The organism is Croceicoccus esteveae, from assembly GCF_031846435.1.
GTDB lineage: Bacteria > Pseudomonadota > Alphaproteobacteria > Sphingomonadales > Sphingomonadaceae > Croceicoccus > Croceicoccus esteveae.
Genome location: NZ_JAVRHS010000001.1, coordinates 442,606 through 469,062, shown reverse-complemented (window position 1 = coordinate 469,062; position 26,457 = coordinate 442,606). Strand labels below are relative to the sequence as shown.

The following is a 26,457-nucleotide window of genomic DNA, read 5'->3' as shown; positions in this document are numbered from 1 at the left end:
GTGCCCCCGATCATGTCTGTCGCATGTCCCGCGAGCGCCCTGGGATCCGCACGGTCAGTCCATCGAGCGCCTCGGTCAGACTGATCTGGCAGGATAGCCGGCTGGTCCGCTGCACGCCTGCGGCAAGATCCAGCATGTCCTCCTCATCATCCGAAGCGTCACCGAGCCTGTCGAACCAGTCGGCCGCGACAATGACATGGCACGTCGAGCAGGCCATCTGCCCTTCACAGGTGCCTTCCAGCGGCATCCCTGCCGCCTGCGCAACCCTGAGCAGATTGTCGCCGGGTTGCGCCTGCACGCTGACCTGCTCTTCGCCGGCGTTGATGAAATTGACGCGGATCATGCCGGGGGCACCTTTTCCAGAAGCTGAGCCTCAGCCGCAGTTTCGATCAGGACGCAGGCTTCCTCTAGTTGCGCCGATGTGGTGTATCGTCCAAACCCGAGCCTGATAGCGCTTTTCGTCTGCGAGGGATCAAGGCCGATCGCGCGCAGCACATGGCTAGGCCGGCCGGATCCCGAAGCACAGGCCGATCCTGCCGAAAAGGCAACGCTGCGCACCTGCGACATCAGCCGGGCAACATCGAGCCCGTCCTTCCTCAGGTTGAGATTGCCCGGCCATCTCGTCTCGAGGCTGCCATTGACTGTCCAGCCAGTCAGGCTGGCAAGAGCCTGCCGCTGCAATGCTGCGACATGGATGGCATCCTCCTCCATCTGCATACGCGCAAGCCGCGCTGCCATGGCAAAGCCTGCACATAACGCCGGGCTCAAAGTGCCGGAACGCATCTGCCCCTGTTGTCCGCCGCCGGTAATCTGAGGGACAAGTTCGATGCCGTCTGCAACCCACAAAGCGCCGATCCCCTTGGGGCCATGCAGCTTGTGTGCCGATACCGCGATCATGTCCGCCCCTGCCACCGGAAGCTTGCCATAGGCTTGCACCGCGTCACACAAAAGCAATGCGCCAGCTTCGCGGGCCTTGTTGGCAAACTCGGCGATCGGCTGGATCGTGCCAATCTCGTTGTTGACCTGCATGATGCAGGCGAGGCGCACGTCTTCCGGCCATTTGTAGCCAATATCGGCGATACCGTCTCTGGTGACCGGCAGCGTGACAACGGGTGCACCTGTCGCAGCGGCGGTGTCCAGGACGGCAGCGTGTTCTATCGCCGACACCAGCACGGGCCGGGTGTCGGCGCATGGCGCGGACCCACGGATGCCAAGGTTGATCGCCTCTGTCCCGCCGGAGGTAAGAACAATACGCCCATTTGGCGGGAAAAGCGCAGCGATATCGTCAAGCGCGAGCTCGACTGCTGCCTGCGCCATGCGCCCCAGCCTGTGCGGACTGTGCGGATTGCCGAAGCCTGTGCCGTCCGGCCCGTCAAGCCATGGCAGCATCGCCTCACGTGCTTCAGGCGCAAGCGGCGTCGTTGCCTGATAATCAAGGTAGATCATGCCGGCGCCTTGCGCGGCTGCGCCATTTCGCTCCACACCGCGACAAAGCGATCAATGTCGCGAGCCGTGGTTTCGACCCCTATGCTGACGCGGATCACCTCGGCAGCGGCACGCGGGTCCATGCCCATTGCCTGCAAGACATGGCTCGTGCGCAGCGATCCCGATGAACAGGCGCTACCCGCCGACACCGCAATGCCGGCGCTGTCCAGCCGGATGAGTTGCACTGCCGCCGCCTTTCCGGGCAGACGATAGGCGCCGATCGTCGCGATGCGCGGTGATCCTGCCGCCACCACCATGCCGCCGTCGCGTCTGATTGCGCTTTCCAGCCGGTCGCGCAATTGCCTGGCCTCGGGCAGCCACGCAGATTTGCGCCCGGCTTGCAACGCCGCCGCCATTGCCATCGCGCCTGCCACATTTTCGGTGCCGCCACGATAGCCGCGCTCCTGCCCGCCACTTGGCGCCAGCAGTGCCGGATCGCGCACCAGCAAGGCACCGATGCCGGGAGGTCCGCCAAACTTATGGGCAGAAATGGCTGCCATATCGCATGTCGGCAGCGGTATTTTGCCGGCGCTCTGCGCACAATCGGCCAGCAGCACGCCGCCAGCATCGCGGATCAGCGGCGCTGCTGCGTCAAGTGCCTGTATCACCCCAGTTTCATTGTTCACCTGCTGGATGCAGACGAGCGTGTCGCGTGTGTCTGACAAGGACGTGCAATCGACAAGCCCATCTGATCCCACACGAAGCGTCACCGCTTGCCCGGCATGCCTGCTGACCGCCTCATGCTCCACTGCACTGACCATCCGCTTTCTTGCATGGGCGCGGGTCATCGCCATAGCGAGCGCCTCGCTTGCGCCGCTGGTGAAAATCACCAGCCCATCCCAGTCAAGCGCCTCTGCCATATGTCCGCGTGCTTCTTCGAGCGCTGCACGCGCTGCACGGCCGGCGCGATGAGGACTGGATGGATTGGCGTCAAGAGCAAGACCGGCACGAAGCGCGTCCATCGCATCGGGCAGGAGCGGCGCACTTGCCGCATGATCGAGATAGACGGTTTGAACCAGAGCGGATTGTCCAGATTTGAAACTTGGCTGACCACAGGCAGATCAGACCGGATGATGCCAGACAGCGTGTGCATTGCCTTGGCGCGCTTGCACTCTATATAGGCAGCGCAAGCAAATCACACCCCTGCCCGCCACATTTGCGGCACGAGGCGGGGCCAACATCGGGTTTACGATACAAACCATGCCAGCTGTAATCTTTCCCGGCCCCGAAGGCCGTCTCGAAGGCCGTTTTCATCCAGCACCGCGCCCGCGCGCGCCGCTCGCCATGATCCTGCACCCGCACCCTCAGGGCGGCGGCACCATGAATGAGCGGATCACGCAGGCATTGTTCAAGGATTTCGTGTCCCGCGGCTTTGCAGTGCTGCGCTTCAACTTTCGCGGCGTCGGACGCAGCCAGGGCAGTTTCGACAATGGCATCGGTGAATTGTCCGACGCGGCGAGCGCGCTCGACTGGGTGCAGGCGGTACATCCCGAGGCGCAGGTCACCTGGGTGGGCGGCGTCAGCTTCGGCGCGCTGATCGGCATGCAGCTGATGATGCGCCGGCCTGAAATCCGCGGCTTCATTTCCATCGCTCCGCCTGCGAACATGTATGATTTTTCTTTTCTGGCGCCCTGCCCTGCGTCCGGCATCATGATCCAGGGCGCGGCCGACACGGTCGTTACGCCCGTGTCCGTTCAGAAGCTGGTAGAGAAGCTGCGCACGCAAAAGCACATCACCATCCACCACGAGGAAATTCCCCGTGCCAACCATTTCTTCGAACACGAGCACGACGAACTGATGCGGGCAGTGGGCAATTACCTTGACTTTCGGCTCTCTCCTGATTGCCCGATCCGCTAACCTGCTCATCCATGACCGCTGGCTGCCGATCTCTTTGCGTCAGCCGGAGACGACACCAGAAACGAGACTGTTGCCATGACCGATCCCCTGTTTGAAGCTGTTGACCTGGGCGCGCTTGCCTTGCGCAATGCGGTGGTGATGGCACCCATGACCCGCGACCGCGCCGGACCGGGCGATGTTCCAACCGATCTCATGGTGGATTATTACCGGCAGCGGGCTTCCGCCGGGCTCATCGTGACGGAAGGAACGCAACCCAGCGCCGACGGCAAGGGATATTGGCGCACTCCGGGGATCTGGTCCCCCGATCAGGTCGCCGGCTGGTCGCGCATTGCCGAAGCAGTGCACGAACGTGGCGGCCTGATCGTCGTGCAGTTGATGCATTGCGGCCGCGTATGCGTCATTGCCAACAAACAGGACGCCTCACAGGTGGTCGCTCCGAGTGCAATTCCCTCAGCGGACAAGGTGCCGGGTCCCGACGGGGTGCCGGTACCCACTGCCCAGCCGCGCGCGCTTGCCACGCAAGAGGTGCGCGAAGTGGTGCAGCAATACGCCGATGCAGCGCGAAATGCGCGAAAGGCCGGGCTCGATGGTGTTGAGCTGCACTGCGCCAGCGGCTATCTGGCCAACCAGTTTCTCAACCCCAACAGCAATGATCGCACCGATGAATACGGCGGATCGGTCGAGAACCGCATCCGCTTTGTAATCGAGGTCCTGCAGGCGATGGGCGATGCCATCGGACATGATCGCGTGGGGTTCCGCATTTCTCCCGGCAATCCTTACAATGACATGGTCGATCCTGATCCAGCGGCAACCTTCGTGCCGTTGCTACAGGCGGCTGACAAGCTCGGCCTTGCCTATGTGCACCTCGTGGATGTGGGCGGCATGCTGCAAATGGTGCAGGACAATTGGTCAGGCTCCATCATTGCCAACAACGGGTTGAAGCCAGATGGGGCACGCGAACTGCTGTCCAGCGGGCGGGCGCAGGCGGTATCTTTCGGGCGGCACTTCATCAGCAATCCCGATCTGGTGGAGCGGCTGCGCGAAAACGCGGAACTGACGCGCGTCGACCGGGATCGCATCTATACAGGTGAGGAGCAGGGTTACACCGACTATCCGGAACGCGACGGAGTAATCCGCAACACAGCGGCTGCTGCCTGAAATATTGGATCCGCCGGCGCTGCGAAGGGCCGGCGGATCATCAGGATCAGATAGGGCCGGTGCCTGCGGTTCCGGGTAAGCCGGCATCCGAACTGTCGGATGCGCGTACACCCGTCACGTCGGCAGGATTGGCAGACCTGTCGTTACCCTGCGCCAGCTTGCTCTCCAGCGCGTCGATACGGCGGACAAGCGCTTCGTTGTCGCTCCGGGCAGCCGCTGCCATCTGCTTGACCGCTTCGAATTCGTCGCGACTGACGAAGTCGAGCCCGCCCATCGCTTCCTTCAGCCGTTCACGGGCAGCTTCGGAAGCCTCTCGGCCCATGCCGGCAAAAGTGCCGGCAGCAGCGGTGATAAGGCGGGTGAGGTCGGATATCCGTGGATTGTCGCTTTGCATGCGATGCAAGATGGCTGTTTTGACCGTTCAATTCAACTGCCAGATCTGCAAATTGAGGGCGGCGGCAAACCCTATCCACCCGAGATACGGAATGAGCAGGGCCGCGGCGAGCCGGCTTACCTTGGCGAAAATTGCCATGGTGGTCATGACCAGCACCAGCAGCAGCACGATCCAGAAAAACGCAATGCCGATCAAATGCGCGCTGAAGAAAAGCGGAGTCCAGGCAAGATTGACGACAAGCTGGATGAGAAAAATGGCGATTGCCGATCCCTTGTGCCCCCGTCGATCAGACGCAATCACCAGAGCGAGCGCAAAGCCCATCATCGCATAGAGAATGGTCCACACAACGCCGAACACCCAGCCTGGCGGAAAGATATCGGGCTTGATCAGCGTCTCTAACCATGGGTCATTCTCCGACGAACCGGACAATTGCCCGACCAGCAATCCGGCGACCACGACCAGCGGCACACACAGCAACGCCCACCAAAGCAGGGATTTCTGCCGATGACTGGCAGTATGGTGCGTCGCTGCGGCAGGCCCGGCAGCAACATCGCCCCGAGCAGCGGGATCCTGCTCATGATGAATGGAGCCGGCTACTGGACGTTCGTCGTCTTGATCGGCGTTGTTCATCATGTTTCGCGCTCACGATTGTTATTCCGGTGCAGATTGCCCGATGTGCGGGCGCCTCGCTAGGATGTTCTTTGCGCCCAGACGAGAAATTCGACATTGCCGCCCGGCCCACGGATCGGGCTGGTGGTGAGGCCGTTTACCTGCCAGCCAGTCTGTGTCAGCCATTGCTGCACCTCGTCGCAGACGCGGGCATGCAGCGCAGGCTCACGTACAATGCCGCCCTTGCCCACCTCGCCGCGCCCCACCTCGAACTGCGGCTTGATGAGCGCGATCAGCGTTGCAGCAGGCGCTGCCAGGGCAAGCGGCACCTCCAGCACTTTGGCAAGGCCAATGAAGCTTGCGTCGCACACCACCCAGTTACATGGCCGGTCGATCTGCACCTGCGTCAGCACCCGCGCACTGGTCTGTTCCAGCACCGTGACACGTGGATCGCTGCGCAAGGACCAGGCAAGCTGATTTGTGCCTGAATCAACGGCAAACACATGCGCTGCCCCGTTCTGCAGCAGGACATCGGTAAACCCGCCCGTCGAACTGCCGATGTCCATCGCCACCGCGCCCGAGGGGTTCAACGCGAATGTCTCCAGCGCATGCGCCAGCTTTATGCCGCCACGCGAAACCCATGGATGATCGCGTCCGCGCACGTCCAGCACAGCGTCGGGGGCAAGCTGCTGCCCAGGCTTGGTGATCTTGTCTTCCCCTGTAAAGACGATCCCTGCCATGATCAGCGCCTGTGCCCGTGCCCTGCTTGGCGCAAGCCCGTTCTGGACCAGCAGCTGGTCTGCCCGGGTCTTGCCCGCACCTCGTGGACCGGCTTTGGGCAAGAACGGCTTCCTTGTCATGAACATGCCACTGCAAATTGCGAGGCCGGCAGCTGGTCAGCGCCGGCTTTGTGCTTGAACATGGCGGCCTCCACTCGCATAAGCACGCCATGAAGCCAAGTCATGATACGACCGCGAAGCAGGCGATGCGCAAATGCTGGATGTTGACCGGCATGGCCATCGCATTTACCGGTCTGGGGCTTGCATCCTGTGCCCCGCAGCAGGCAGTTGCGCCCGCCCCTGCACCTGTGCGCCCCGCTGCTCCTGTTGCTCCACCGCCGCCAGCAACCGTTGCATCCAACTGGCAGGATGGGGCATTGACGCCGGGCGACTGGTTCTATCGCGCCGATCCCGCGGCCACGCGGGCGCTGTTCGGCACCGCTGGCGGAGCAACGCTGTTCACGATGGCCTGCGAGCCGGCCAATCGCCAGATCAGATTATGGCGCGCTGGTGCTACCGGCAAAGCCGCTGCAATGACGATCGTGACAACATCGCAAAGCAGGACCTTGCCTGCACTCGTGGTCGACGGATCAACGCCGCAGACCATGGCCACGCTGCCGCCGCACGATCCGATCATAGATGCCATGGTGTTTTCACGCGGACGTTTTGCCGTCATGGTCCCGGGCGCGCCGGATCTGCTGCTGCCCAATTGGGCCGAGATCGCCCGGGTCGCCGAGGATTGCCGCTGATCGACCTTGTGCCGGAGCCTGCCCAGGCAAGGTCCGGCTCGTCAGCATCATCGAGATCTTTGTTCGCGGGACTTGCAGGACGTATGGCGCCTTGCCATGTTGTCCACCATGGGTCCGGTCAAGATGCCGGGACCCTGCCGCCGCCCGGGTTCTGGCCGGAGCCTGCGCAGCGCGGCCTTTGCATTCCGGCGCGAAAGGAGGTGATCCGATGTCTCATGGTCAAGCACAGAGGTCGGAAACGTCCGTGAAAGGTTCCTGCCTGATCTAGCCTTCAGGCACAGGACAAGCAGGAATTGTGAACGGCGGCACTTCCGGCCGCTGACCATGCGAAGGCTCGGACAGGTGCGACCCTGCTCCGGGCCTTCCTTGTATCTGCACGTTGCGTATCTGCACGTCGCGTTTCTGCACGGCCATAGTTGCGCCGCAGTAAAAGCAAGGTTTCGTGGCGTGACGGCATGCCGGCCAAAGTAGCCCTGCAAAAAATCGAGGTTGCCAAGCCGGCAGTGTGCTGTGCAACAATGCGCCGCACAATGTCAGGAGAGTTGGCCAAGATGCAAGATCCCGTTACCCTCACTGTCAAAAACGGCATTGCTACCGTGTTGATCGACAATCCCCCGGTAAATGCGCTTGGCCATCAGGTCCGCGTCGGCCTGCGCGATGCAGCTGCACGGATTGGCGATGATACACAGATCCGGGCGGCAGTGATCATGGGCCGCAGCCGTTTTTCTGCCGGGGCGGATATCCGGGAATTTGGCAGCGACATTGCCGGACCTTCGCATTCCGAAGTATTCAACCAGATAGAGGGGCTGATGAAGCCAGTGGTGGCGGCCATTGACGTTACCGCTCTGGGTGGCGGCGCAGAGTTGGCGATGGCCTGCCATTACCGGATCGCGACGCCCACTGCACGGATCGGCTTTCCCGAGGTGAAGCTCGGCATTCTGCCCGGCGCGGGAGGAACGCAGCGGTTGCCCAGACTGATTGGCGCCGAGGCGGCGCTGGACATGATGCTTTCAGGCAAACCGATTACCGCTGCAAAGGCGCTGGAGCTTGGACTTGTCGACAAGCTTTCCGGCGATGCGGACCTGCTGGCGCAAGCGCTGCGGCTGGCAACAGAAATGATGAACTTTGACAGTCCACTGCCGCGATCATCGACGCGAGATGCGCGCATCAAGGAGGATCGCGCCGACAAGGAGCTGTTTGCAAGAATTCGCAGCCGCAATGCCCGCGCGATGCGCCACCTGCTTGCGCCAGAGGCAATCATCCGCTGCGTTGAAGCTGCCGTGACCCTGCCGTTCGAAGAAGGAGTCCGTGTCGAAAAGGCAGAATCAGGTCGGTTGATGGCGTCCGATCAGGCAAAGGCGCTCTCCCATGTTTTTTTTGCCATGCGCCAGACAGCCAAAATTCCGGATGTGCCGGCACATACTCCTGTAAAGCCCATCAACAGCGTGGGCGTGATCGGCGCAGGTACGATGGGCGGCGGCATCGCGATGAACTTCGCCAATGTTGGCATCCCCGTCACCATGGTCGAAGTGAAGGCAGAAGCTCTGGATCGCGGCCTGTCGGTGATCATCCGCAATTACGAGAACACCGCGGCCAAAGGCAAGCTGACTCAGGAACAGGTCGACAGGCGGCTGTCAGCGATCACCGGCACGCTTGCCATGGACGATCTGGCGCATTGCGACCTCATTATCGAAGCCGTCTTTGAAAGCATGGAAATCAAGGAACAGGTCTTCAGCCAGCTCGACCGGATCGCCAAACCCGGTGCCGTCCTCGCCAGCAATACAAGCTTTCTCGACATCGATCATATAGCCGGCTTCACCAAGCGACCAGACGATGTTCTCGGGCTGCATTTCTTCTCGCCTGCCAATGTCATGCCTTTGCTTGAAGTGGTCCGGGGCGAGCAGACCAGCAACACCGTGCTTGCCACCGCAATGAAGCTGTCGCGACAGATCGGCAAGACACCGGTGCTGGCGCGGGTCTGCGATGGTTTCATAGCCAACCGCCTGATGCTGCCCTATCTGGTAAATGCGCAGGAAATGCTCGTCGAAGGCACGTCGATGGAGGAGATCGACGCCGCCATGACTGATTACGGCTTTGCCATGGGGCCGATTTCGCTGCTTGATCTGGTCGGGTTGGATGTCGTCACTTTTCCCGGCGAGATCAAGCTGACCGAGGAGCTGGTGAAACAGGAACGACGTGGTCAGAAGCTCAATGGCGGGTTCTACGATTATGATGACAGACGGCGCGCAACGCCCTCGCCTGCTGCGCTGGCAGTCATAGACGACGTCCGGCAGCGGCGTGGGATCAGAGGTGACCGGCGCCGGCAGCCGGAGGAGATCGTCACCGGTCTGCTATACCCCGTGATCAATGAAGGAGCACAAACCCTTGACGAAGGGATTGCGCTGCGTTCGGGCGATATCGATGTAACGGCAATCCTTGGTTACAACTGGCCCGACTTTACCGGCGGTCCGATGTGCTGGGCAGATCAGCATGGGCTGGCAAGGATTGTCGACGGCTTGAAGAAAATGGGGCACACGCCAGCGCCGCTGCTCACCAGGCTCGCGCGCGAAGGCGGCAGCTTCAGCGGATGAGATGGCGGTAGAGGCTCCAGGAGCAGGGGTTGAATGGGGCTGAGGTTCTGAGCGCATGCGTAATGCGCTCCTGCCTCAGCCGCCCTCCTCATCCTCGATGAAACGGGTGTTCCAGATGGAATAGACAAAGGTTGCCGACCAGGTAATCAGCATGAAGCCTCCCAGTGCCTGCAACATGATCAGCAAGCGGACCGGACCATCTGCCGTTTCGCTGCTGAAACCCAGAGTCGTGTAACTCATTCCGGCAAGATAAAGGATGTCGGTTGCGGTTTCGTATCCCTCAGCCAGCTTGCCAACACCTGGTAGCTCCAACATGAAATACAGCAGCAGGCTGCCCAGCACAATCTCGCTGAAATGCAGCAGCGCCACGCCCCAAAAGGCAAACAGCACGGCAAAATAACGGTAATTGCCAATCTGCGGCTTCATTTTCTTGATAAGGAGAATACCGCCAAGATGCCATGCGCCGAGAAACGCGACAAACGCCAGGCCCGCCCCAAGGACCATCCATTCTGTTCCTGTCATCCGTGCGCAACGTGACGACGGCAGGAACGTTCCATCATCATCAGCCCTGCCTCACCTCAACGAGAATTCGTCAGCATGATGAGTTTCTAGCGCCGTTTTTGAGCAAATGCCGCCGCTGCGCCAAACAGACCAGGTTGCGGATGAATGATCAGCTTTACGGTGATCGTCTCCATCAGGTCCCTGAACCGCCCCTTGGCGACAAACCTGCGGGCAAAGTCGCCTTGCAACAGCTTGTCCTTGATGCGCAGGCCAAGTCCGCCGGCAATAACCACCGTGCCTGCGCCATGCGCCAGCGCCAGATCGCCTGCGACGCTGCCCAAGATCATGCAGAAGCGATCGCATGCCTTTACCGCAAGCGGGTCGGTGCCGGTCAGAGCACCGAGCCACAATTCCCGGTCGTCTCCCGAAGGGGCGTGCAGCCCCTCGATTCGGGCGATCGCTTGTGCAAGGTTCACGATTGCAGGCCCTGAACACATACGTTCAGTGGAAACGCGGGGTAGCACTTCGCGAACATGAGCAAGAATGGCTTCATCCATTCTGTCCTCTGGCGCAAAACCCACATGGCCGCCCTCTGTTGCCTGCACACGATAATCGGCTGCATCGCCGTCGGCGTGCCATAGTTGAGCGACCCCCAGACCCGTACCCGGTCCCGTGATTGTCGTCACGCCAGTGCGTGCCAGCGGTTCGTCCGGTCCGGAGATATGCACGAAATGTTCGTCGCCTGCCTTGGCAACGGCATGGCCGACGGCGGCAAAATCATTGATCAGGATATGATCATCGAGTTGCAGCTCGCGTGCGATACGGTCGGGACGGATTACCCAATGCGAATTGGTAAAGCGCATCTCGCCGCCCCGTAGCGGCGCGGCAACGGCAATGGCGGCAGCCCGCGGCAGCTCGCCAGCACAGCTTTGGGCAAACCGCTGCCATGCCGCTTCAAGGCCCGATACGCTGCCCGTGGCAAAGGTTTGCGGTTCGTCGAGTGAAACAACCTCGCCATTGCTGATCTGCGCCAGCGCAAACCGCGCGTTGGTGCCCCCTACGTCGACCGCGACAAGATCCGTGCTGCGCGCCATGGTGAGTTTATTTCCTGAAGTGGATGCCGACCGCCTTTGCTAACCTGCGCGAAATCCGATCGCAAGGCGCGGCGTTGCCCGTGTTGTGCTGACGAAACTTCCGGCAATCGCGATTATGGCGAAATTAAGGCGTGACAATAGCGACACGTGTGCCTATCGCAGCAGTGGCGGACACCATGCCAAAGCTCGCGATCAGCGAAACCGATCCCGCTTTGGCGGCCGCTGTCTTAAGAAGCGCTGAAAGATACAGGCGCTGGCGACGAGAGGGAATATACCCGCTCGTCCCAACAGGAGAAGATTTTATGAAGATTGCTCTTTTTGCAGCCCTTCCCGCCATTGCTCTGCTGGCCGCTTGCGGTCCCGACACGGCGGTCGAAGAAGCCGGTGATCAGATGGAGCAGCGCGCCGACGCCGTCGAGGAAGCTGGCGACAACCGCGCCGACATGCTCGAAGATCGTGCTGATGCCGCTCCGACAGAAGCTATGGAAGACCAGCTTGACGCACGTGCCGATGCGGTGGAGGCACAGGCTGATGCCCGCGCCGACCAGATCAACGAGGTCGCCGACTCCATGGAATGATCGCCACTCCGGCAATAACGAAGAAAGGCCTCCTTTACCCGGAGGCCTTTTTTAATGAGGCGATCAGGCCTTCTTCTGGAACACCGACGCCTCGCTCAACGTGGCAGCAGATAGGCACCTTGCGGGACAGGATCGTCGAACCGTTTCACCGTATCGCCAAGCGCCTCGGTGACCAGATGGTTGATCAGTTCAGGAAACAGCAGCGGCTGCGGCGCGGCCTCCCACAGGAAAAATCCATAACTGCCCGGAATTGCGTTGATCTCGTTGAACCATAATTCACCGGTCCTGGCGTTGGCCATGAAGTCGATCCGTGGGGTACCGCGATGGCCGAGCGTCACGAAAGCCTTGCGCGCATAATCATGAATGCGGGACTGCAAATCGTCAGGCAGTTGCGGGTTAATGTCGCGGGTAAGAGACAACATGCCTTCGGAAGGCAGGAAAGCGCCCTTGACCGCTCCACCGGAAGAAAGATATTTCTCTCTGAAATCAAGCAGCTCCGCGCTACTCTTGGGACGTTCTATCGCTGAGAGATGTACTTCCCCGGCTGACCAGCGCATCGCGATGTTGTATTCCACCAGATGCTGCACCTGCGGTTCGATCAGAGCAAGGTTATCCTGCGCCAGCACGTAAGCCACAAGTGCGGCAAGTTCATCGGGTGTTTTGGCCAGCCCCACGCCGATCGACGATCCCAGATTGGCAGGTTTGACAATCGCGGGGAATCCGATCCTGTCCGTGACCTCGCGCACCAGCGTTGCGCTGTCGGCCAGACTGGCGCGATTGGCAGTGACATGGTCGAGCACGTTGACACCGGCAAGCTTCACCAGCGCCTTGGTCGCATCCTTGCGCATTGCCATGGCGCTGCTGCCGGCGGCAAAGCCTGTAACCGGTATGCCGAGCAGCTCGAAGTGCCCCTGCAATCGTCCATCCTCTCCGAACGGCCCGTGGAAAACGGGCAGGATGCAGTCAATTGGCTTTTGCCGGCCCGAAGTCATCTCCTGCATCACCGGACCATTGGCTGACCAGCGAAAGAAGACCTCTCCCGCATTGGCAGGTTTGGGCTTGAACTGCCTGATATCGCGTAGAGTTGGTGATGAAAAAAAACGGTTTTCAAAGTCTGTGTAAACGGGTGTTATGCTGATTTTGCGCACATCGGCAGCATCCATCAGCTGCTGCGCGGACACGACCGAAACATCATGTTCCTGACTGGCACCGCCAAAAAGTACCGCTACCTGCAATCTTTCGTCCGGCAATTCACGTCCCCGTCTGTATGCGATGTTGTGTCGAAGATTGTTGCGCGCCCTCGCAGCGCCGGTTGAATGCGCCGTCTTGTGCCTTAAAAATGCCGCTGTAAGAAGACCCTTATGAAGCCTGCACCGCTTATCGACTTTCACCACATCAGGATCGGAACACCGGGCAAACCCTGCGTGGTGTTCGGCCATGGCTGGGGTCGCACGCACCGCGATTTCATCCCGGTGGCAGAGGCACTCGCCCCGTCCATCGACGGTTATCTGTTCGATTTTCCCGGGTTCGGCCAGTCGCCACGGCCTTCAGAACCGTGGGGCACGGCAAAATACGCAGAAGCCATGGCACGTCACCTGCTCGACCAATGCGGCATCCAGCAGTGCACCTTTGTCGGGCACAGTTTTGGCGGCAGGGTCGGGCTGCGTCTGGGTGCACGGGCGCCCGGTCTGGTCCGGCGCCTTGTCATTGTCGCAGGCGCCGGTGTCCCGCGCGTCCTGCCATGGCAGGAGCGGCTGCGGCGCAAGCAGCGCTCGATGCGTTTCCAGCGGCTCAAGGCAAAAGCCACGACGCCCGAGGCGCTGCTTGCGCTGGAGCAGCAGTATGGCAGCGCCGATTACGTCGCCTCACGCGAGGCAGGCATGCGCGACATTTTCGTGGCCACGATTGCAGAGGATCAGACCGATCAGCTCGGCAGGATCAGCGTGCCGACTGCGTTGATCTACGGTGCACTGGACACTGAAACACCGCCGCAGATCGGGCGCAGCATCGCGGCAGGCATAAGCGGCGCTGAATACATCGAATGCCCGTTCCTCGACCATCTCTCCATCCTTGATCGCGGGCGGCACCAGATCGCGCTTGCCATCAAGGAAGGGCTCGGGGAGCACGCCGCATGACTTTTGCCCTTCTCCTGTTTGCCGCTGCACTTGCGTGGCTGGCATGGGTGCGCCTGCACACGCTGCTGACTTATTACCAGCAGGAGGAATATAACTCCGGCAGGTTTGCAGCCGCAGTGCTGCGGGTACGCCTTTACGATGTCCGGGCGAGCGCGGTGCTGCTGGCCATGTTTGCGGTGCGTCTGACCGTTCCGCCCACTCCTGCAGGCGTTACAATCCTGTCGCTGACCATTTATGCAGGCGCGGCGCTGATCGTCGCAATCGGCTGGGTGGAGAAGCGATACGCCTACAAGAAGGCGCTGGTGATGACTGCGCGCGCACGTCGGATCCGCAATGTCGCTGTCATCCTGTCGCTGTTTATCATCCCTGCCGCTCTTGCATCGCCGCTGATTGCGCTGCTTGCGCTGCTTGCGCTGCAACTGCTGCCGCTGGCGCTGATTGCTGCCAATGCCATCCTTTCGCCTGCACAATCGCGCGAGAACGAAGGGTTTGTAACGCAGGCGCGGGCCAAGCTTGCGCGGCTCGATCCGAAGCGGATCGGCATCACCGGCAGTTTTGGCAAGACGACGACCAAACACATCCTGGCCGAGGTTCTGGCGATTTCGGGGCCGGTGTTCTATTCGCGGGGATCCATCAACACGGTGCTGGGCCTGACCCGGCACATTCGCGAGCGGCTGCAGTGGAGCCATCGCTATTTCATCGCCGAGATGGGCGCATACCAGATCGGGTCCGTTGCCAGGCTGTGCCGCTTTGTTAAGCCCGACTTCGGCATCGTTACCGCGATTGGCGATGCGCATACCGAACGGTTCGGATCGGTCGAAAACATCGCTCTTGCCAAAAGCGAATTGGTCGATGCCGTTTGCCGCAATGGCGGCACGGCGATTGTCGCTGCACAAGTCATGCAATACGACCCCTTTCAGATGCTGGCGCAGGACAATCCGGGACAGGTGGTGACGGTAGGAACGCAAGACTCCTGCGACATCCACATTGCCGCTGCGGTAATGCAAGACGCTGCATGGCAGGTGACGCTGGTCGACAGGCGCCACAATGGCTTCGGCACGCTTTCCTATTCGCTGCCGCTGCTGGGTGAACACAATGTCATGAACTCTGCGCTTGCAGTCGCAGCTGCGGTGGTGATGGACCCTGCGATTGCCGAACGCATCGCGCTTGTTACCCGCGATGTCGAGCAAGTGCCCCACCGGCTGCAAAAGCGGGAAAGCCCGGGCGAGGCGCTGGTGCTGGACGATGCATACAATGCCAATGAGCAGGGTTTCCGCAACGCGGTTGAAGTGCTGGCGCAACTGGCCCGGCAACGCGGCGGCAGGGCTATTGTCGTAACGCCCGGCATTGCAGAACTGGGGATGGAGCATGACCGGGTACATGCAGCGCTGGGTGAGTTTACCGCTCACCACGCTGACATCGTCTATGCCGTCAACCCGCAGCGGATCGCCAGCTTTACCCAATCCCTGACCGCGGCTGGCAAGCCGGCGCGCGAAGTGGCAAACTTTGCGGATGCGCGCCGTGCGCTTCAGATCGAAGCCCGTGCGCAGGATGTCATTCTTTACGAAAACGATCTGCCTGACCTGCTGGAAGAACGTCGCCTTCTTTGAAGCAGCGCCGATCCAGGCTCAGCTTCAGATGCCTGCCCACCATTCGTAATCTGCGCTGTCTTCCCAATACCCGCCTTTACCGCCGCGAATGGTGCGGTAATCCGCAATGGCTTCAATGCCCATTACGAACTTGGCATGTTTGTAGCCAAGCTGCCGCTCCACCCGCAGGCGCAAGGGGGCACCGTACATTTCTGGCAGCATCTGGCCGTTCATCCGCCAGGCAAGGATCGTCTGGGGATGCAACGCTTCTACAAGATCGATGGTTTCGTAATAGGGCACTCCGCCAATTTCATCTGCGCACTGAAACAGCAGGTAACGCGCCTTTGACCGATCCACACCCGCAATATCCATGAGCAGCTTCAGCGGCGTTCCTGTCCACTGGCCGATCGCGCTCCACCCTTCCACGCAGTCATGACGCGTGATCTGCGTGCGGGCCGGCAGCTCCATCAATTCAGCAAGGGAGAGCTGCAGCGACCTTTGCACAAGCCCGCCGACGGTCAGGCGAAAATCCGCAAAGCCGTTTGCCAGCATCCGCTGATACTCGGGTCTATCGACCGTGCGCGATCCGTTCGGCCGAAAGAATGGGCTCATCTGAGAGGGTGCATATTCGCGGGCAAGCGCCTTGCGATCAGTGACAAGGCGCTGCGAACGCATGGTAAAATCGTCCAGCGACAGGGCCAGGTCGCGCACAGGCGCAGTCTCGAGGACCTTCTGGCACCCGCTCAGGACAAGTGCAGCACCCGCGCCTGCACCTGCGCGCAGAAGGAAGCGGCGGCGGCCAGTTGTCATCGTCTCTCCTCCGGAAGGCGGAAGCGGCCGGTAATCATTGACCGCAGCTCGTTTATCGGTCCTGCAAGGAAGACCATGGCAACATGCACGACAATGAAAACGACCAGAATGAATGCCGTGATGAAATGGACCGATCGTGCGCTCTGACGGCCGCCGAACAGATCTAGTACCCAGGTCCAGGACGTGTTCATCATCGGGCTCATCCCCAGACCCGTCAGCACCATGACTGGCAGGACAATGAAGATGACAAGAAGATAGCTCAGCTTCTGGAGAATGTTGTAATGCGCGGCATCTTGACCCCTGGGCAGGCGCAGGCGCGCATGAGCCCTGATATCCTGCCAGATGTTGCAAGGCCGTAATTCACTTCTGCCTGGCAGGAGGTCCCGCCGGATGTGATTGTTGATCATGCTCCAGCCCAGATAGGCAATTCCTGCAATCATGAGCAGCCATGCGCCCAGGAAATGATAGCGGCGCCCTTCGGCAAGGCTGTAGGTGGACGGAAGCGTCATCCAGTGTGGGAAGGCACGGGTGCGCACCGCACCGTCATGCTGCCAGACGCCAAGCACGCCTGTTGTCTGCACCGCCATGGGTCCGACGCGCAGATAGCCTTGCGCAGGCTGTCCCCGTGCCCCGATTTCCATCCAGGCGTAATCGTAATTGGCCCCGTAATGACCCCAGTAAAGCCGCGGGTGCGCGTTGAAGATCATCAGCCCGCTCATCAGCAAGGTGAACACCGCCACGACATTGGTCCAGTGCCACAGCCGGGTGAACAGGCCATGGCGCTTGAGAGTCACAGGTGCATTTGCCGTGCTGTCGAGACTTGTTGTTGCCATCGGGTGCAATGTGCGTCTTTGCCCCCGCTTGGCAAGAGCTATGGATGATATGCGATGCTGCCAGGCGCCGCTGCCGATTTTTCCGAGTGAAGCGATGACGCTTCGCTTTGCCGGGTTCGCCACACGCTTCGAGTGAAGCGATGACGCTTCGCTTTGCCGGGTTCGCCACACGCTTTAGGAGAAGTGCGGACCAAACGAAAAGGCGACGCGAAAATGGAAATGATCACGAGGGCCGGACTGCGCGTTGCCCCCGAACTGGCCTTCTTTGTAGAGGATGCCGCGCTTTGCGGCACCGGGATCGACGCTGACAGGTTCTGGCAAGGCTTCGCCGCAATCCTCGCCGATCTTGTACCGGTCAACCGGGAGCTCCTGGCAACGCGCGAGCACATGCAGCGACAGATCGACCAGTGGCACCTGTCACGAAAGGGAGAGCCACACGATGTTTGTGCCTATACAGAGTTCCTGCGCCAGATCGGCTACCTCGTCCCCGAGCCGGAGCGGTTCTGCATCGACCCGCGTGGTGTCGACCCCGAAATAGCCACCATGGCGGGGCCGCAGCTGGTGGTGCCGGCGCTCAATGCCCGTTTCGTCCTCAATGCCGCCAACGCCCGCTGGGGCAGTCTTTATGATGCCCTGTATGGAACCGACGCCCTGTCCGGAACCGACGCCCTGTCCGGAACGCCGACCGGGGGCAGATATGATCGAGAGCGCGGCGATCAGGTAATCGCGGCGGGGCGCAGATTTCTTGACGAGGCGGTTCCGTTGGCAGCAGGAAGCTGGGCAGACTGGAACGGCGGCCAGGCCGACCTTCGGCCCGGAGCGCAGGTGATCGGCCGGCGCGGACGCAACCTTTTCATTCGGCACCATCGGCTGCATATCGAAATCGTCATCGATCCTGGCTCACCGATCGGTGGCACGGACAAGGCTGGCATTGCCGACATCGTGCTGGAAGCAGCCGTGTCCACCATTGTCGATCTGGAGGATTCCATCGCCGCTGTGGATGGGCGGGACAAGGTCGCCGCCTATGGCAACTGGCTGGGCTTGATGCGCGGCGAACTGGACGCACGGTTCGACAAGGACGGCCAGCGTGTCACGCGGACGCTGGCCGCAGACCGGCGCATTGCCGGAACTGATGGCGAAGACATCGTGCTGCCGGGGCGAAGCCTGCTTTTCGTGCGCAACGTCGGGCTTCTCATGACCAATCCTGCAATCCTGCTTCCCGATGGATCGCAGGTGCCCGAAGGCATCATGGATGCAGTGATCACATCGCTGTGCGGACTTCACGATCTGAAGCGGCTTGGAAGTGCAGATGTCCGGAACAGCCGGACGGGCAGCATCTATATCGTCAAGCCCAAGCTGCAAGGCCCCGATGAAGCCTGTTTTGCCGACCGGTTGTTTGACAAGGTAGAAGATCTGCTGAGCCTTGATCGTCACACGATCAAGATCGGCGTCATGGACGAGGAACGCCGCACCTCTGCCAATCTTGCTGCGTGCATAGCGGCTGTGCGGCACCGGATCGTGTTTATCAACACCGGTTTCCTCGACCGCACCGGCGATGAAATCCACACCAGCATGCACGCAGGGCCAATGGTTCCGAAGGGCGAAATGAAGCATCAGCCCTGGCTTGACGCTTATGAACGCCGCAATGTGGCGATCGGCCTTGCCTGCGGTCTGGATGGGAGGGCACAGATCGGCAAGGGGATGTGGGCAATGCCTGACCGCATGGCGGACATGCTTGAGGCAAAGATCGCCCATCCTTTGTCAGGGGCCAATACCGCGTGGGTGCCCTCGCCCACCGCCGCGACGCTCCATGCGATGCATTATCATCAGGTGGATGTGTTCGATCAGCGGGTGCAGATTGCGGCACAGCCTGCGTTGCCGCTTGAGACACTGCTCGACATCCCTCTGGCTGAGCGCGCCTTTGCGTCAGAAGACGTTCGTCGTGAGCTTGATAACAATGCGCAAGGCATTCTTGGCTACGTCGTACGCTGGATCGACCAAGGCATCGGGTGTTCCAAGGTGCCGGACATTACCGATACCGCCTTGATGGAGGATCGCGCCACCTTGCGCATTTCATCGCAGGCGATTGCCAATTGGCTGGCGCACAAGGTGTGCAGCGCAGCCGACGTGGAAGACGCCCTGCAACGCATGGCTGCCAAGGTGGATGCGCAGAACGCCGGCGACCCGGACTATGTGCCAATGGCTGGCAAGTTGCAGGACAGCCTCGCCTATCGCGCGGCGCATGATCTGGTGTTCAAGGGCGCGGCGCAGCCATCGGGCTATACAGAACCGCTGCTGCACCACTGGCGGTTGCAACACAAATGTCGGAACCAAGCTGAACGCGTGCGCGATCAGTCAACCGGCTGATCAGCATCCGGTTGTCGGTCAGGATGCGCAGCGGCAATGGCGGCATTGGCTCGCGCATGGTCCGCCACGGCGAGGATCTTTGGAAATGCGGCAAGATCCACTCCGAAACGCTCCGCTGAATAGACCTGCGGCACCAGATAACACTCGGCCAATGTCGGCTTGTTGCCGAATGCGAACCGTCCGCCGTACTCCGCGATCATTGTCTCAAGCGCTGCAAAACCTTCATGGATCCAGCGGGCCGCCCATGCCTTGACTGCGTTCGGATCGGCCTGCAAATCGTGCTTCAGCGCATTGAGCACCCGCAGATTGTTAAGCGGGTGAATATCGCAGCCGATAAGGGCGCACATCGCTCGGACCGTCGCCCGTTCATAGGGGTTGCCCGGCAGCAGCGGCGGTTCAGGATGGCGTTCCTCCAGCCATTCGAGGATGGCAGGGCTTTGCGGCAGAACGTATACGCCCTCCTCCTCCAGCACCGGCACCAGCCCTTGCGGCGCGATGCTGCGGAAAGTGTCGAGTTGCTGGGCGCCGGTGCGCAAATCATGCGTGACCTGCCGGTAGTCCAGCCGCTTCAGCGCCAGCGCGATCCGCGTTCGATAGCTGGTGCCCGATCGCCAATAACCATGCAGGATGAGGTCAGGCGGCGTTGTCATTTCCCGATTGCCGGCGCAGGTCGGACAATTGCGCGGCAGGCGCCAAAGCCAATCCGCACCGCGCCCGCCTTGTCACCATAGGCCGTCATGATGATTTCATCACCATCTTTGAGGAAACTGCGGGTTTCGCCGTTGGGCAAGGCAAGCGGATGCTTGCCGCCCTCGCTGATCTCCATCAGGCTGCCGCGCGTTGCATCCTCTGCATCCGACAGGGTGCCGGTACCAAGCAGATCGCCGGGCCGCAGATTGCAGCCGTTGACGGAATGATGGGCAAGCAACTGCGCCGCTGTCCAGTACATCGCTGACATCGGCCCCTTACTCAACCGCACAGGGGGATCACCTGCATCGCGCATTCTGGTGGTGTGAAGATGCACTTCCATGGTGATGGCAAAGGCGCCAGTCTGCTGGTCCTCATCGTCCCAAAGATAGGGCAGCGGCTTTGGATCGCCTGCCGGGCGGTCCGGCTGCGCCATTCTGAACGGGGCGAGCGCATCGCCCGTCACGATCCATGGCGAAACGGTGGAATGGAAGTTCTTGGCCAGAAACGGCCCGAGCGGCTGGTATTCCCAGGCCTGCAGGTCGCGGGCAGACCAGTCATTGAGGATCGACATGCCGGCGATGTGCTGGCTTGCCTCACCGATCGGCACCGGGTGGCCAAGCGCATTGCCCTTGCCGACCCAGATCGCCATTTCCATTTCGTAGTCGAGCCGGGCGGCCGGGCCAAACCGGGGCTCGCCACCGTCCTGCTCCGGCTTTTGCTGGCCGACAGGACGGATCACATCTTCGCCTGACACGCGGATGGAGGACGAGCGGCCGTGATAGCCGATCGGCACATGCTTGTAATTGGGCAGCAGCGGATTGTCGGGACGGAACTGCTTGCCGATGTTCAGCGCATGATGGATGCCGCTGTAAAAATCGGTATAATCACCGACTGCCACCGGCATATGCATGGTGCAATCGACAGCCGCATGAAGATGCGGGCGCACCTCTTCTGCTTGTGCAGTATCGGTGAGCAAAGCGAACACACCATGACGCAGCGTGCGCAATGCCCCTTCTCCGGCCCCGAGCAGCGCGTTGAGCGTGTCATCTGTCACCAGATCGAGAAGCGCGGCCGCATCTGCCGGCAACAGCGGCGCAACAGCGCGAAGATCCAGGATCTTGTCACCGATTGCGATTCCCGGGCAAGGCTTGCCGCCATGCGATGAAAACATGCCCAGCGGCAGGTTCTGCACGGGAAAGTCGGGATGTCCCTGCGCGCTTTCCACCCAGCTCCGGGTGGCGGGATCATGGGTAAAATCGATAGTCGGCATCAGCTTTCAGGTTCCTTGTGCAGCCATGCGGCATGGCGAGGCGCGCGTTTGGTGCGTGACCATTCGTCAAGCATCAGCGGGGCGACCCGCGCCAGCTCTGCATATTGATCGTCCGTCCCGATGTTGCAGGCCAGCTCCACCCGATGCCCGTTGGGATCGAAAAAATAGATGGATTTGAAGACGCCGTGGAAAGTGGGGCCAAGCACCTCGACGCCATGCGCCACCAGATGATCCTTTGCCGCAAGCAGCGCCTCGTAATCGGGAACTTCGAAGGCAAGATGCTGCACCCACAGCGGCGTGTTGCGGTCCCGGTCCATGCCCGGCTGTCCCGGCAGCTCGAAGAAGGCAAGCACATTGCCGCCGCCGCAGTCGAGAAACACATGCATGTAGGGATCGTCTTCGCCGGTGGACGGCACCTTGTCTTCTGAAAATGCACTTTTGAAACGCATTCCCAGCATGCGTTCATACCATTCGACCGTCTCCTTCGCATCCTTGCAGCGATAGGCAACGTGGTGAATGCGGCTGAGTTCAAATGGCACGGTCATGATCTTGCCTCCTCCAACGCGCCGAAGCGTCAAGGTTTCCCCATAACAGAAAACCGGTCACAAATGAAACCATAAGCCTGATGATGCCGGAAGCCAGATAAAGTCAGCAGCCAATCCTGCCGGCATCAGCGCGAATGATCGTGCACGGTTTCCATCGCGACGAAAGTGGAGGTGCTGGCGACATGGGGCAGGCTGGAAATCTTTTCCCCCAGCACCATGCGATATCGCCGGATGTCGGCCGTGCGCACCTTCAGCAGGAAATCGAAGCTGCTGGCGATCATGTGGCATTCCTCCACTTCGGCAAGCCGGCGCACTGCATTCTTGAACGCCGTGAGCGCGGCTTCGCGCGTGTCGGACAGCTTCACTTCGACAAAGGAGATGTGGTCGAGCCCCAGCTTGCCCGGGTCCACCATGGCACGGAAACCGGTGATCACGCCTGTGTCGATCAACCTTTTCAGCCGCACCTGGCATGGTGTCTTGGAAAGGCCGATCCGGCTGGCAAGCTCGGTTACCGACATGCGGCCATCGCTCACCAGCGCGGCGAGGATCTTGTGGTCGAAACCATCCAGATCGACTTGCGGATTGCCCACATGCAGTTCATTTTGCCTGATCATGCGTGCCATTATGTTTGATTAGACCGATCTGCGCCATTGAAAAGGCAAATTGCCGCAGCATTCCCATTTATAGCGAGCTATGAACGACATGACGCCTCCTGCGGGCACTGCCCCTTTTTCCGCCTTTGCCCCGCCCATCCGGCCGCAGTCGCCGTTGCGCCAGCAGATCACCGATGCAACCCGCTGTGACGAGGCCGAAGCGCTGGCTCCGCTGCTCGAATATGCGCGGCGGCCCAAGCCGATGCGGCAGGCGGCACAGGACACCGCTTACGATCTGGTCATGGGTTTGCGCGCGCGGCGCCGGCCTGCTGGAGTCGAAGGATTGGTGCAGGAGTTTTCCCTGTCGAGCGAGGAAGGCGTTGCGTTGATGTGTCTGGCAGAAGCGCTGCTGCGCGTGCCTGACGCCGATACGCGCGACGCGCTCATCCGGGACAAGATCGCCGGCGGCAACTGGCGTTCGCATGTGGGGCAGGACAAGCCGGTGTTCATCAATGCGGCGAGCTGGGGTCTGATGTTCACCGGCCAGCTTGCCGGCAGCACAGGCGCCAAGGCAGCACAGGAAAAGGGATTGGGTTCTGCCCTCACGCGCGTCATTGCCCGCGCTGGCGAACCGGTGATCCGCAAGGCGGTCGATCTTGCCATGCGGATGATGGGCGAACAGTTCGTGACCGGCGAAGGCATCAAGGAAGCGCTGAAACGTGCGCGCCGCATGGAGGCAAAGGGGTTTTCCTACAGCTTCGACATGCTGGGCGAAGCGGCTGCCACTGCCCAAGGGGCAGCGGGCTATTACCGAGATTACGAATCCGCCATTCACGCCATTGGCAAGGCGTCTGCGGGACGCGGTATCTACAGCGGCGCAGGCATTTCGATCAAGCTGTCGGCGCTGCACCCCAGATATGAACGCGCACAGACAGACCGGGTAGTCAACGAGCTGCTGCCGCGGGTGGTCGAACTGGCCAGACTGGCAAGATCCTATGACATCGGCTTCAACATTGATGCCGAAGAGCAGGGCCGACTGGAACTGTCGCTCGACATTTTGCAGAGCCTCGCACTGGACCCGAATTTGGCCGGCTGGAACGGTCTCGGGTTTGTCGTGCAGGCATATGGCAAACGCGCGTTTACGGTGCTCGACTGGATCATCGATCTCGCGCGGCAGTCCGATCGCCGCATCATGGTGCGGCTGGTCAAGGGCGCTTACTGGGATGCGGAGATCAAGCGCGCGCAGGTCGAAGGTCTTGCGGGGTTCCCGGTCTATACGCGCAAGCTGCACACCGATGTGTCCTATCTCGCCTGCGCCAAGAAGCTTCTGGAAAACAAGGAAGCGGTGTTCCCGCAGTTCGCCACGCATAACGCGCAATCCTTGGCGGCGATCTACCACATGGCTGGCCCGGACGATTTCACTTTTGGTGATTACGAGTTCCAGTGCCTGCACGGCATGGGCGAGCCGTTGTACGAACAGGTCGTCGGCAAGGACAAGCTGAACCGCCCGTGCCGCATCTATGCGCCGGTCGGCACGCATGAAACCCTCCTTGCCTACCTCGTGCGGCGCCTGCTGGAAAACGGAGCGAATTCCTCGTTCGTGAACCGCATTTCCGATCCCGCCGTGCCGGCCGCCGAACTGGTGGTGGACCCTGTAAAGATCGTGCGTGACATGCCCATGCCCGGCCGCATGCACGACCGCATCGCCTTGCCCGATGCGATCTATGCCGAGCGCCGCAATTCCGCCGGACTGGACCTGGCGGATGAGCGGCAGCTTGCCATGTTGAGCCAGGCCATGCGTGAAGGTGCGCAGCTGCCGCGCCGTGCGCAGCCCACCTTTGCGCTGGATGCATCCAGCAATGCAGCCTTGCCCGTGCGCAACCCCGCTGACCATTGCGACATTGTCGGCCAGATGCAGACGGTTTCTGCCGCTGGTGCCAAAGCTGCCGTACAGCGAGCAGCGGCGAGTGACTGGGCGCAGGTGCCGCTGGCGCAGCGCGCCGACATGCTCGACCATGCCGCCGATGCAATGCAGGCAAGAATGCCTGATCTTCTCGGCCTGCTGGCGCGCGAGGCTGGCAAATCCATTCCCAACGGCATTGCCGAAGTGCGCGAGGCGATCGATTTTCTCAGATATTATGCGCAGCAGGCACGCGAGATTTTCGACGAATCGCATCAGGCGCTGGGGCCGGTGGTCTGCATCAGCCCGTGGAACTTCCCGCTGGCCATTTTCACCGGGCAGGTCGCTGCGGCATTGGTGGCTGGCAATGCCGTGCTTGCCAAGCCGGCAGAGGAAACCCCGCTGGTCGCGGCAGAAGCCGTGCGTATCCTGCATGACGCGGGCGTCCCTGCTGATGCGTTGCAACTGGTTCCGGGATTTGGCGACACCGGTGCCGCGCTGGTGGAGGCGGATGAAACGGCGGGCGTTATCTTTACCGGCTCTACCGACGTTGCCCGGCTGATCCAGAAACAATTGGCCGGCAAGCTGTCGGCAGCGGGCAAGCCCATCGTGCTGATTGCCGAAACCGGCGGGCAGAACGCCATGATCGTCGATTCGACCGCCTTGCCGGAACAGGTCGTCGCCGATGTGATCGCATCCGCGTTCGACAGTGCGGGTCAACGGTGTTCCGCGTTGCGCGTGCTGTGTCTGCAGACCGACATTGCCGACCACACGCTCGCCATGCTCAAGGGAGCAATGGAAGAGCTGCGGATCGGCTCGACGGATCGGCTGACGGTGGACGTAGGACCGGTCATTTCCGCCGAGGCGCGCGACGGCATCGAACGCCACATCGCCGAAATGGCGGCGAAGGGATGCAGAGTGTACCGCCTCCCTCTGCCTGAAGCTGCACGGCACGGAACCTTTGTCGCACCGGCAATCATCGAGCTTGATGACATGGCCATGCTGACGCGCGAAGTGTTCGGCCCGGTGCTTCATATCGTGCGTTATGCCCGCGATGATCTCGATCGCATGATCGATACCATCAACGCCACCGGTTACGGCCTGACCTTTGGTCTGCACACGCGCATCGACGAAACTGTTGCGCGTGTCGTGCGGCGGATCGAGGTGGGCAACATCTATGTAAACCGCAATCAGATCGGCGCGATCGTCGGGGTGCAGCCGTTCGGCGGGCGGGGTCTGTCCGGCACCGGACCCAAGGCTGGCGGCCCGCTGTATCTGCGGCGTCTGGTGGCAAATCCGCCGGTCATGGAACATCCCTTTGCCGTCAGGGGCGATACAGCCCTCCTCGACTACGGCAAATGGCTGCACCAGCGCGGGGAACAAAGCGCGGCGCGGCGAGCCAAGACCTATGGCTGGCAATCCGCGCTGGGCATGGAGGTGGAACTGCCCGGTCCGGTGGGAGAGCAGAACCTTTATGCACTGCACAGCCGCGGTCGGATCCTGCTCAAGCCGGAAACGGAGCGGGGCCTGTTCGGTCAGCTTGCCGCCGTTCTGGCAGCCGGCGGCACCGCGGTCATCGAGCCCGAATTTGCCGTGCCTGCCGATCTGCCGCCAAGCGTGCAAGCGCATATATCGCGCGACCCTTCCGCCCCGTGTGCCGGAGCGCTTATCGAAGGGGACCGCGAGCGGGTGATCTCTATCCAGCAGGAAATCGCCGCGCGCGACGGACCGCTTCTGCTGACGCAGGCCGCAACGCCGGAAGAATGCCTTGCAGGAGGCGTCTGGCACGTGGACTGGCTGCTTGAGGAAGTATCGACATCAATCGATACTGCCGCCGCCGGGGGCAACGCCAGCCTGATGATGCTGTCGTGAGGAACAGCGGCATGATTGCACATGCAGGAGCACAGCGGTGCTTACCCGCGGGATGAAA

Annotated in this window: 24 protein-coding genes; 9 read left to right on the top strand and 15 right to left on the bottom strand. The window is 61.1% G+C overall.

Annotated features, from left to right (window positions below; all coding sequences use genetic code 11):
- Nucleotides 1-10 precede the first annotated feature (10 nt).
- The 3 genes from RM533_RS02240 to RM533_RS02230 are packed head-to-tail and all read right to left on the bottom strand — an operon-like array spanning nt 11 to nt 2,504.
- Nucleotides 11-343, bottom strand: coding sequence for a 2Fe-2S iron-sulfur cluster-binding protein (locus RM533_RS02240; RefSeq protein ID WP_311339552.1), 333 nt, complete (start codon nt 341-343; stop codon nt 11-13).
- Entirely contained in the window at nt 340-1,446 is a 1,107-nt protein-coding gene (locus tag RM533_RS02235) for a cysteine desulfurase family protein (protein WP_311339551.1), read from the bottom strand. Before RM533_RS02235 ends, RM533_RS02240 begins: the two co-directional genes overlap by 4 nt.
- Nucleotides 1,443-2,504, bottom strand: a complete 1,062-nt coding sequence (locus tag RM533_RS02230; RefSeq protein WP_311339698.1) for a cysteine desulfurase family protein — start codon at nt 2,502-2,504, stop codon at nt 1,443-1,445. Before RM533_RS02230 ends, RM533_RS02235 begins: the two co-directional genes overlap by 4 nt.
- A gap of 181 nt (nt 2,505-2,685) precedes the next feature.
- On the opposite strand from RM533_RS02230, the gene RM533_RS02225 reads away from it, so the two are divergent.
- Nucleotides 2,686-3,342: an alpha/beta hydrolase gene (locus RM533_RS02225; RefSeq protein ID WP_311339550.1), complete on the top strand. Its 657-nt coding sequence runs from the start codon at nt 2,686-2,688 to the stop codon at nt 3,340-3,342.
- Nucleotides 3,343-3,417: 75 nt separating this feature from the next.
- Complete coding sequence (locus RM533_RS02220) at nt 3,418-4,500, top strand: alkene reductase (protein ID WP_311339549.1); 1,083 nt, start codon at nt 3,418-3,420, stop codon at nt 4,498-4,500.
- A gap of 46 nt (nt 4,501-4,546) precedes the next feature.
- On the opposite strand, the gene RM533_RS02215 is transcribed toward RM533_RS02220, so the two are convergent.
- The 3 genes from RM533_RS02215 to RM533_RS02205 are packed head-to-tail and all read right to left on the bottom strand — an operon-like array spanning nt 4,547 to nt 6,363.
- Nucleotides 4,547-4,894 carry an accessory factor UbiK family protein gene (locus RM533_RS02215; RefSeq protein ID WP_311339548.1) on the bottom strand — a complete coding sequence of 116 codons (348 nt, stop codon included), beginning with the start codon at nt 4,892-4,894 and terminating at the stop codon, nt 4,547-4,549.
- A 27-nt stretch (nt 4,895-4,921) separates the two neighbouring features.
- The gene (locus RM533_RS02210) at nt 4,922-5,524 is read right to left on the bottom strand and encodes a TspO/MBR family protein (protein WP_311339547.1); all 603 of its coding nucleotides are present in this window, start codon (nt 5,522-5,524) and stop codon (nt 4,922-4,924) included.
- A gap of 59 nt (nt 5,525-5,583) precedes the next feature.
- The gene (locus tag RM533_RS02205) at nt 5,584-6,363 is read right to left on the bottom strand and encodes a TlyA family RNA methyltransferase (RefSeq protein WP_311339546.1); all 780 of its coding nucleotides are present in this window, start codon (nt 6,361-6,363) and stop codon (nt 5,584-5,586) included.
- Nucleotides 6,364-6,452: 89 nt separating this feature from the next.
- Here RM533_RS02205 and RM533_RS02200 point away from each other — a divergent pair, with 89 nt between their 5' ends.
- Nucleotides 6,453-7,031, top strand: coding sequence for a hypothetical protein (locus tag RM533_RS02200; protein WP_311339545.1), 579 nt, complete (start codon nt 6,453-6,455; stop codon nt 7,029-7,031).
- Nucleotides 7,032-7,582: 551 nt separating this feature from the next.
- Nucleotides 7,583-9,622 (top strand): 3-hydroxyacyl-CoA dehydrogenase NAD-binding domain-containing protein, encoded by a 2,040-nt coding sequence (locus RM533_RS02195; RefSeq protein WP_311339544.1) that lies wholly within the window; start codon nt 7,583-7,585, stop codon nt 9,620-9,622.
- A 75-nt stretch (nt 9,623-9,697) separates the two neighbouring features.
- On the opposite strand, the gene RM533_RS02190 is transcribed toward RM533_RS02195, so the two are convergent.
- Both RM533_RS02190 and RM533_RS02185 read right to left on the bottom strand, forming a co-directional pair.
- Nucleotides 9,698-10,126 (bottom strand): ion channel, encoded by a 429-nt coding sequence (locus RM533_RS02190; RefSeq protein ID WP_311339543.1) that lies wholly within the window; start codon nt 10,124-10,126, stop codon nt 9,698-9,700.
- A 104-nt stretch (nt 10,127-10,230) separates the two neighbouring features.
- Nucleotides 10,231-11,217: a glucokinase gene (locus RM533_RS02185; RefSeq protein WP_311339542.1), complete on the bottom strand. Its 987-nt coding sequence runs from the start codon at nt 11,215-11,217 to the stop codon at nt 10,231-10,233.
- Nucleotides 11,218-11,519: 302 nt separating this feature from the next.
- Between RM533_RS02185 and RM533_RS02180 the strand changes: the two genes are divergently transcribed.
- Nucleotides 11,520-11,795: a hypothetical protein gene (locus tag RM533_RS02180; RefSeq protein ID WP_311339541.1), complete on the top strand. Its 276-nt coding sequence runs from the start codon at nt 11,520-11,522 to the stop codon at nt 11,793-11,795.
- Between the two features lie 95 nt (nt 11,796-11,890).
- Here RM533_RS02180 and RM533_RS02175 read toward each other — a convergent pair whose 3' ends face one another.
- The gene (locus RM533_RS02175; RefSeq protein ID WP_311339540.1) at nt 11,891-13,030 is read right to left on the bottom strand and encodes an ATP-binding protein; all 1,140 of its coding nucleotides are present in this window, start codon (nt 13,028-13,030) and stop codon (nt 11,891-11,893) included.
- A gap of 126 nt (nt 13,031-13,156) precedes the next feature.
- On the opposite strand from RM533_RS02175, the gene RM533_RS02170 reads away from it, so the two are divergent.
- On the top strand, nt 13,157-13,930 hold the full coding sequence (locus RM533_RS02170; protein ID WP_311339539.1) for an alpha/beta fold hydrolase: 774 nt from the start codon (nt 13,157-13,159) through the stop codon (nt 13,928-13,930).
- Entirely contained in the window at nt 13,927-15,540 is a 1,614-nt protein-coding gene (locus RM533_RS02165) for a Mur ligase family protein (protein ID WP_311339538.1), read from the top strand. Before RM533_RS02170 ends, RM533_RS02165 begins: the two co-directional genes overlap by 4 nt.
- A gap of 24 nt (nt 15,541-15,564) precedes the next feature.
- Here the strand turns inward: RM533_RS02165 and RM533_RS02160 are convergent, their stop codons facing one another.
- Both RM533_RS02160 and RM533_RS02155 read right to left on the bottom strand, forming a co-directional pair.
- Nucleotides 15,565-16,329 carry a molybdopterin-dependent oxidoreductase gene (locus RM533_RS02160; RefSeq protein ID WP_311339537.1) on the bottom strand — a complete coding sequence of 255 codons (765 nt, stop codon included), beginning with the start codon at nt 16,327-16,329 and terminating at the stop codon, nt 15,565-15,567.
- A complete protein-coding gene (locus RM533_RS02155; RefSeq protein WP_311339536.1) occupies nt 16,326-17,162 on the bottom strand; it encodes a cytochrome b/b6 domain-containing protein in 837 nt (278 codons plus the stop codon). The genes RM533_RS02160 and RM533_RS02155 overlap by 4 nt, the downstream gene beginning before the upstream one ends.
- Before the next feature lie 219 nt (nt 17,163-17,381).
- Between RM533_RS02155 and RM533_RS02150 the strand changes: the two genes are divergently transcribed.
- Nucleotides 17,382-19,529: a malate synthase G gene (locus tag RM533_RS02150; protein WP_311339697.1), complete on the top strand. Its 2,148-nt coding sequence runs from the start codon at nt 17,382-17,384 to the stop codon at nt 19,527-19,529.
- Here RM533_RS02150 and maiA read toward each other — a convergent pair.
- The 4 genes from maiA to RM533_RS02130 form a co-directional block, all read right to left on the bottom strand.
- On the bottom strand, nt 19,514-20,179 hold the full coding sequence (gene maiA, locus RM533_RS02145) for a maleylacetoacetate isomerase (protein WP_311339535.1): 666 nt from the start codon (nt 20,177-20,179) through the stop codon (nt 19,514-19,516). The genes RM533_RS02150 and maiA overlap by 16 nt on opposite strands.
- The gene (gene fahA, locus RM533_RS02140; protein WP_311339534.1) at nt 20,176-21,489 is read right to left on the bottom strand and encodes a fumarylacetoacetase; all 1,314 of its coding nucleotides are present in this window, start codon (nt 21,487-21,489) and stop codon (nt 20,176-20,178) included. The genes maiA and fahA overlap by 4 nt, the downstream gene beginning before the upstream one ends.
- A complete protein-coding gene (locus RM533_RS02135; RefSeq protein WP_311339533.1) occupies nt 21,489-22,034 on the bottom strand; it encodes a VOC family protein in 546 nt (181 codons plus the stop codon). The genes fahA and RM533_RS02135 overlap by 1 nt, the downstream gene beginning before the upstream one ends.
- A gap of 125 nt (nt 22,035-22,159) precedes the next feature.
- Entirely contained in the window at nt 22,160-22,648 is a 489-nt protein-coding gene (locus RM533_RS02130; protein ID WP_311339532.1) for an Lrp/AsnC family transcriptional regulator, read from the bottom strand.
- A gap of 79 nt (nt 22,649-22,727) precedes the next feature.
- Between RM533_RS02130 and putA the strand changes: the two genes are divergently transcribed.
- Nucleotides 22,728-26,399: a trifunctional transcriptional regulator/proline dehydrogenase/L-glutamate gamma-semialdehyde dehydrogenase gene (putA, locus tag RM533_RS02125; RefSeq protein WP_432265004.1), complete on the top strand. Its 3,672-nt coding sequence runs from the start codon at nt 22,728-22,730 to the stop codon at nt 26,397-26,399.
- The last annotated feature ends 58 nt before the right edge of the window (nt 26,400-26,457 follow it).

Excerpts from the sequence above, each read along its gene's own strand:
- RM533_RS02180 (WP_311339541.1), top strand. The coding sequence starts at position 11,520 with ATGAAGATTGCTCTTTTTGCAGCCCTTCCCGCCATTGCTCTGCTGGCC.
- RM533_RS02205 (WP_311339546.1), bottom strand. The coding sequence starts at position 6,363 with ATGACAAGGAAGCCGTTCTTGCCCAAAGCCGGTCCACGAGGTGCGGGC.
- putA (WP_432265004.1), top strand. The coding sequence starts at position 22,728 with ATGAACGACATGACGCCTCCTGCGGGCACTGCCCCTTTTTCCGCCTTT.
- RM533_RS02210 (WP_311339547.1), bottom strand. The coding sequence starts at position 5,524 with ATGAACAACGCCGATCAAGACGACGAACGTCCAGTAGCCGGCTCCATT.
- RM533_RS02225 (WP_311339550.1), top strand. The coding sequence starts at position 2,686 with ATGCCAGCTGTAATCTTTCCCGGCCCCGAAGGCCGTCTCGAAGGCCGT.
- RM533_RS02135 (WP_311339533.1), bottom strand. The coding sequence starts at position 22,034 with ATGACCGTGCCATTTGAACTCAGCCGCATTCACCACGTTGCCTATCGC.
- RM533_RS02240 (WP_311339552.1), bottom strand. The coding sequence starts at position 343 with ATGATCCGCGTCAATTTCATCAACGCCGGCGAAGAGCAGGTCAGCGTG.
- RM533_RS02150 (WP_311339697.1), top strand. The coding sequence starts at position 17,382 with ATGATCACGAGGGCCGGACTGCGCGTTGCCCCCGAACTGGCCTTCTTT.
- maiA (WP_311339535.1), bottom strand. The coding sequence starts at position 20,179 with ATGACAACGCCGCCTGACCTCATCCTGCATGGTTATTGGCGATCGGGC.
- RM533_RS02220 (WP_311339549.1), top strand. The coding sequence starts at position 3,418 with ATGACCGATCCCCTGTTTGAAGCTGTTGACCTGGGCGCGCTTGCCTTG.
- RM533_RS02195 (WP_311339544.1), top strand. The coding sequence starts at position 7,583 with ATGCAAGATCCCGTTACCCTCACTGTCAAAAACGGCATTGCTACCGTG.
- RM533_RS02165 (WP_311339538.1), top strand. The coding sequence starts at position 13,927 with ATGACTTTTGCCCTTCTCCTGTTTGCCGCTGCACTTGCGTGGCTGGCA.
- RM533_RS02160 (WP_311339537.1), bottom strand. The coding sequence starts at position 16,329 with ATGACAACTGGCCGCCGCCGCTTCCTTCTGCGCGCAGGTGCAGGCGCG.
- RM533_RS02185 (WP_311339542.1), bottom strand. The coding sequence starts at position 11,217 with ATGGCGCGCAGCACGGATCTTGTCGCGGTCGACGTAGGGGGCACCAAC.
- RM533_RS02190 (WP_311339543.1), bottom strand. The coding sequence starts at position 10,126 with ATGGTCCTTGGGGCGGGCCTGGCGTTTGTCGCGTTTCTCGGCGCATGG.
- RM533_RS02130 (WP_311339532.1), bottom strand. The coding sequence starts at position 22,648 with ATGATCAGGCAAAATGAACTGCATGTGGGCAATCCGCAAGTCGATCTG.
- RM533_RS02170 (WP_311339539.1), top strand. The coding sequence starts at position 13,157 with ATGAAGCCTGCACCGCTTATCGACTTTCACCACATCAGGATCGGAACA.
- RM533_RS02215 (WP_311339548.1), bottom strand. The coding sequence starts at position 4,894 with ATGCAAAGCGACAATCCACGGATATCCGACCTCACCCGCCTTATCACC.
- fahA (WP_311339534.1), bottom strand. The coding sequence starts at position 21,489 with ATGCCGACTATCGATTTTACCCATGATCCCGCCACCCGGAGCTGGGTG.
- RM533_RS02200 (WP_311339545.1), top strand. The coding sequence starts at position 6,453 with ATGAAGCCAAGTCATGATACGACCGCGAAGCAGGCGATGCGCAAATGC.
- RM533_RS02155 (WP_311339536.1), bottom strand. The coding sequence starts at position 17,162 with ATGGCAACAACAAGTCTCGACAGCACGGCAAATGCACCTGTGACTCTC.
- RM533_RS02235 (WP_311339551.1), bottom strand. The coding sequence starts at position 1,446 with ATGATCTACCTTGATTATCAGGCAACGACGCCGCTTGCGCCTGAAGCA.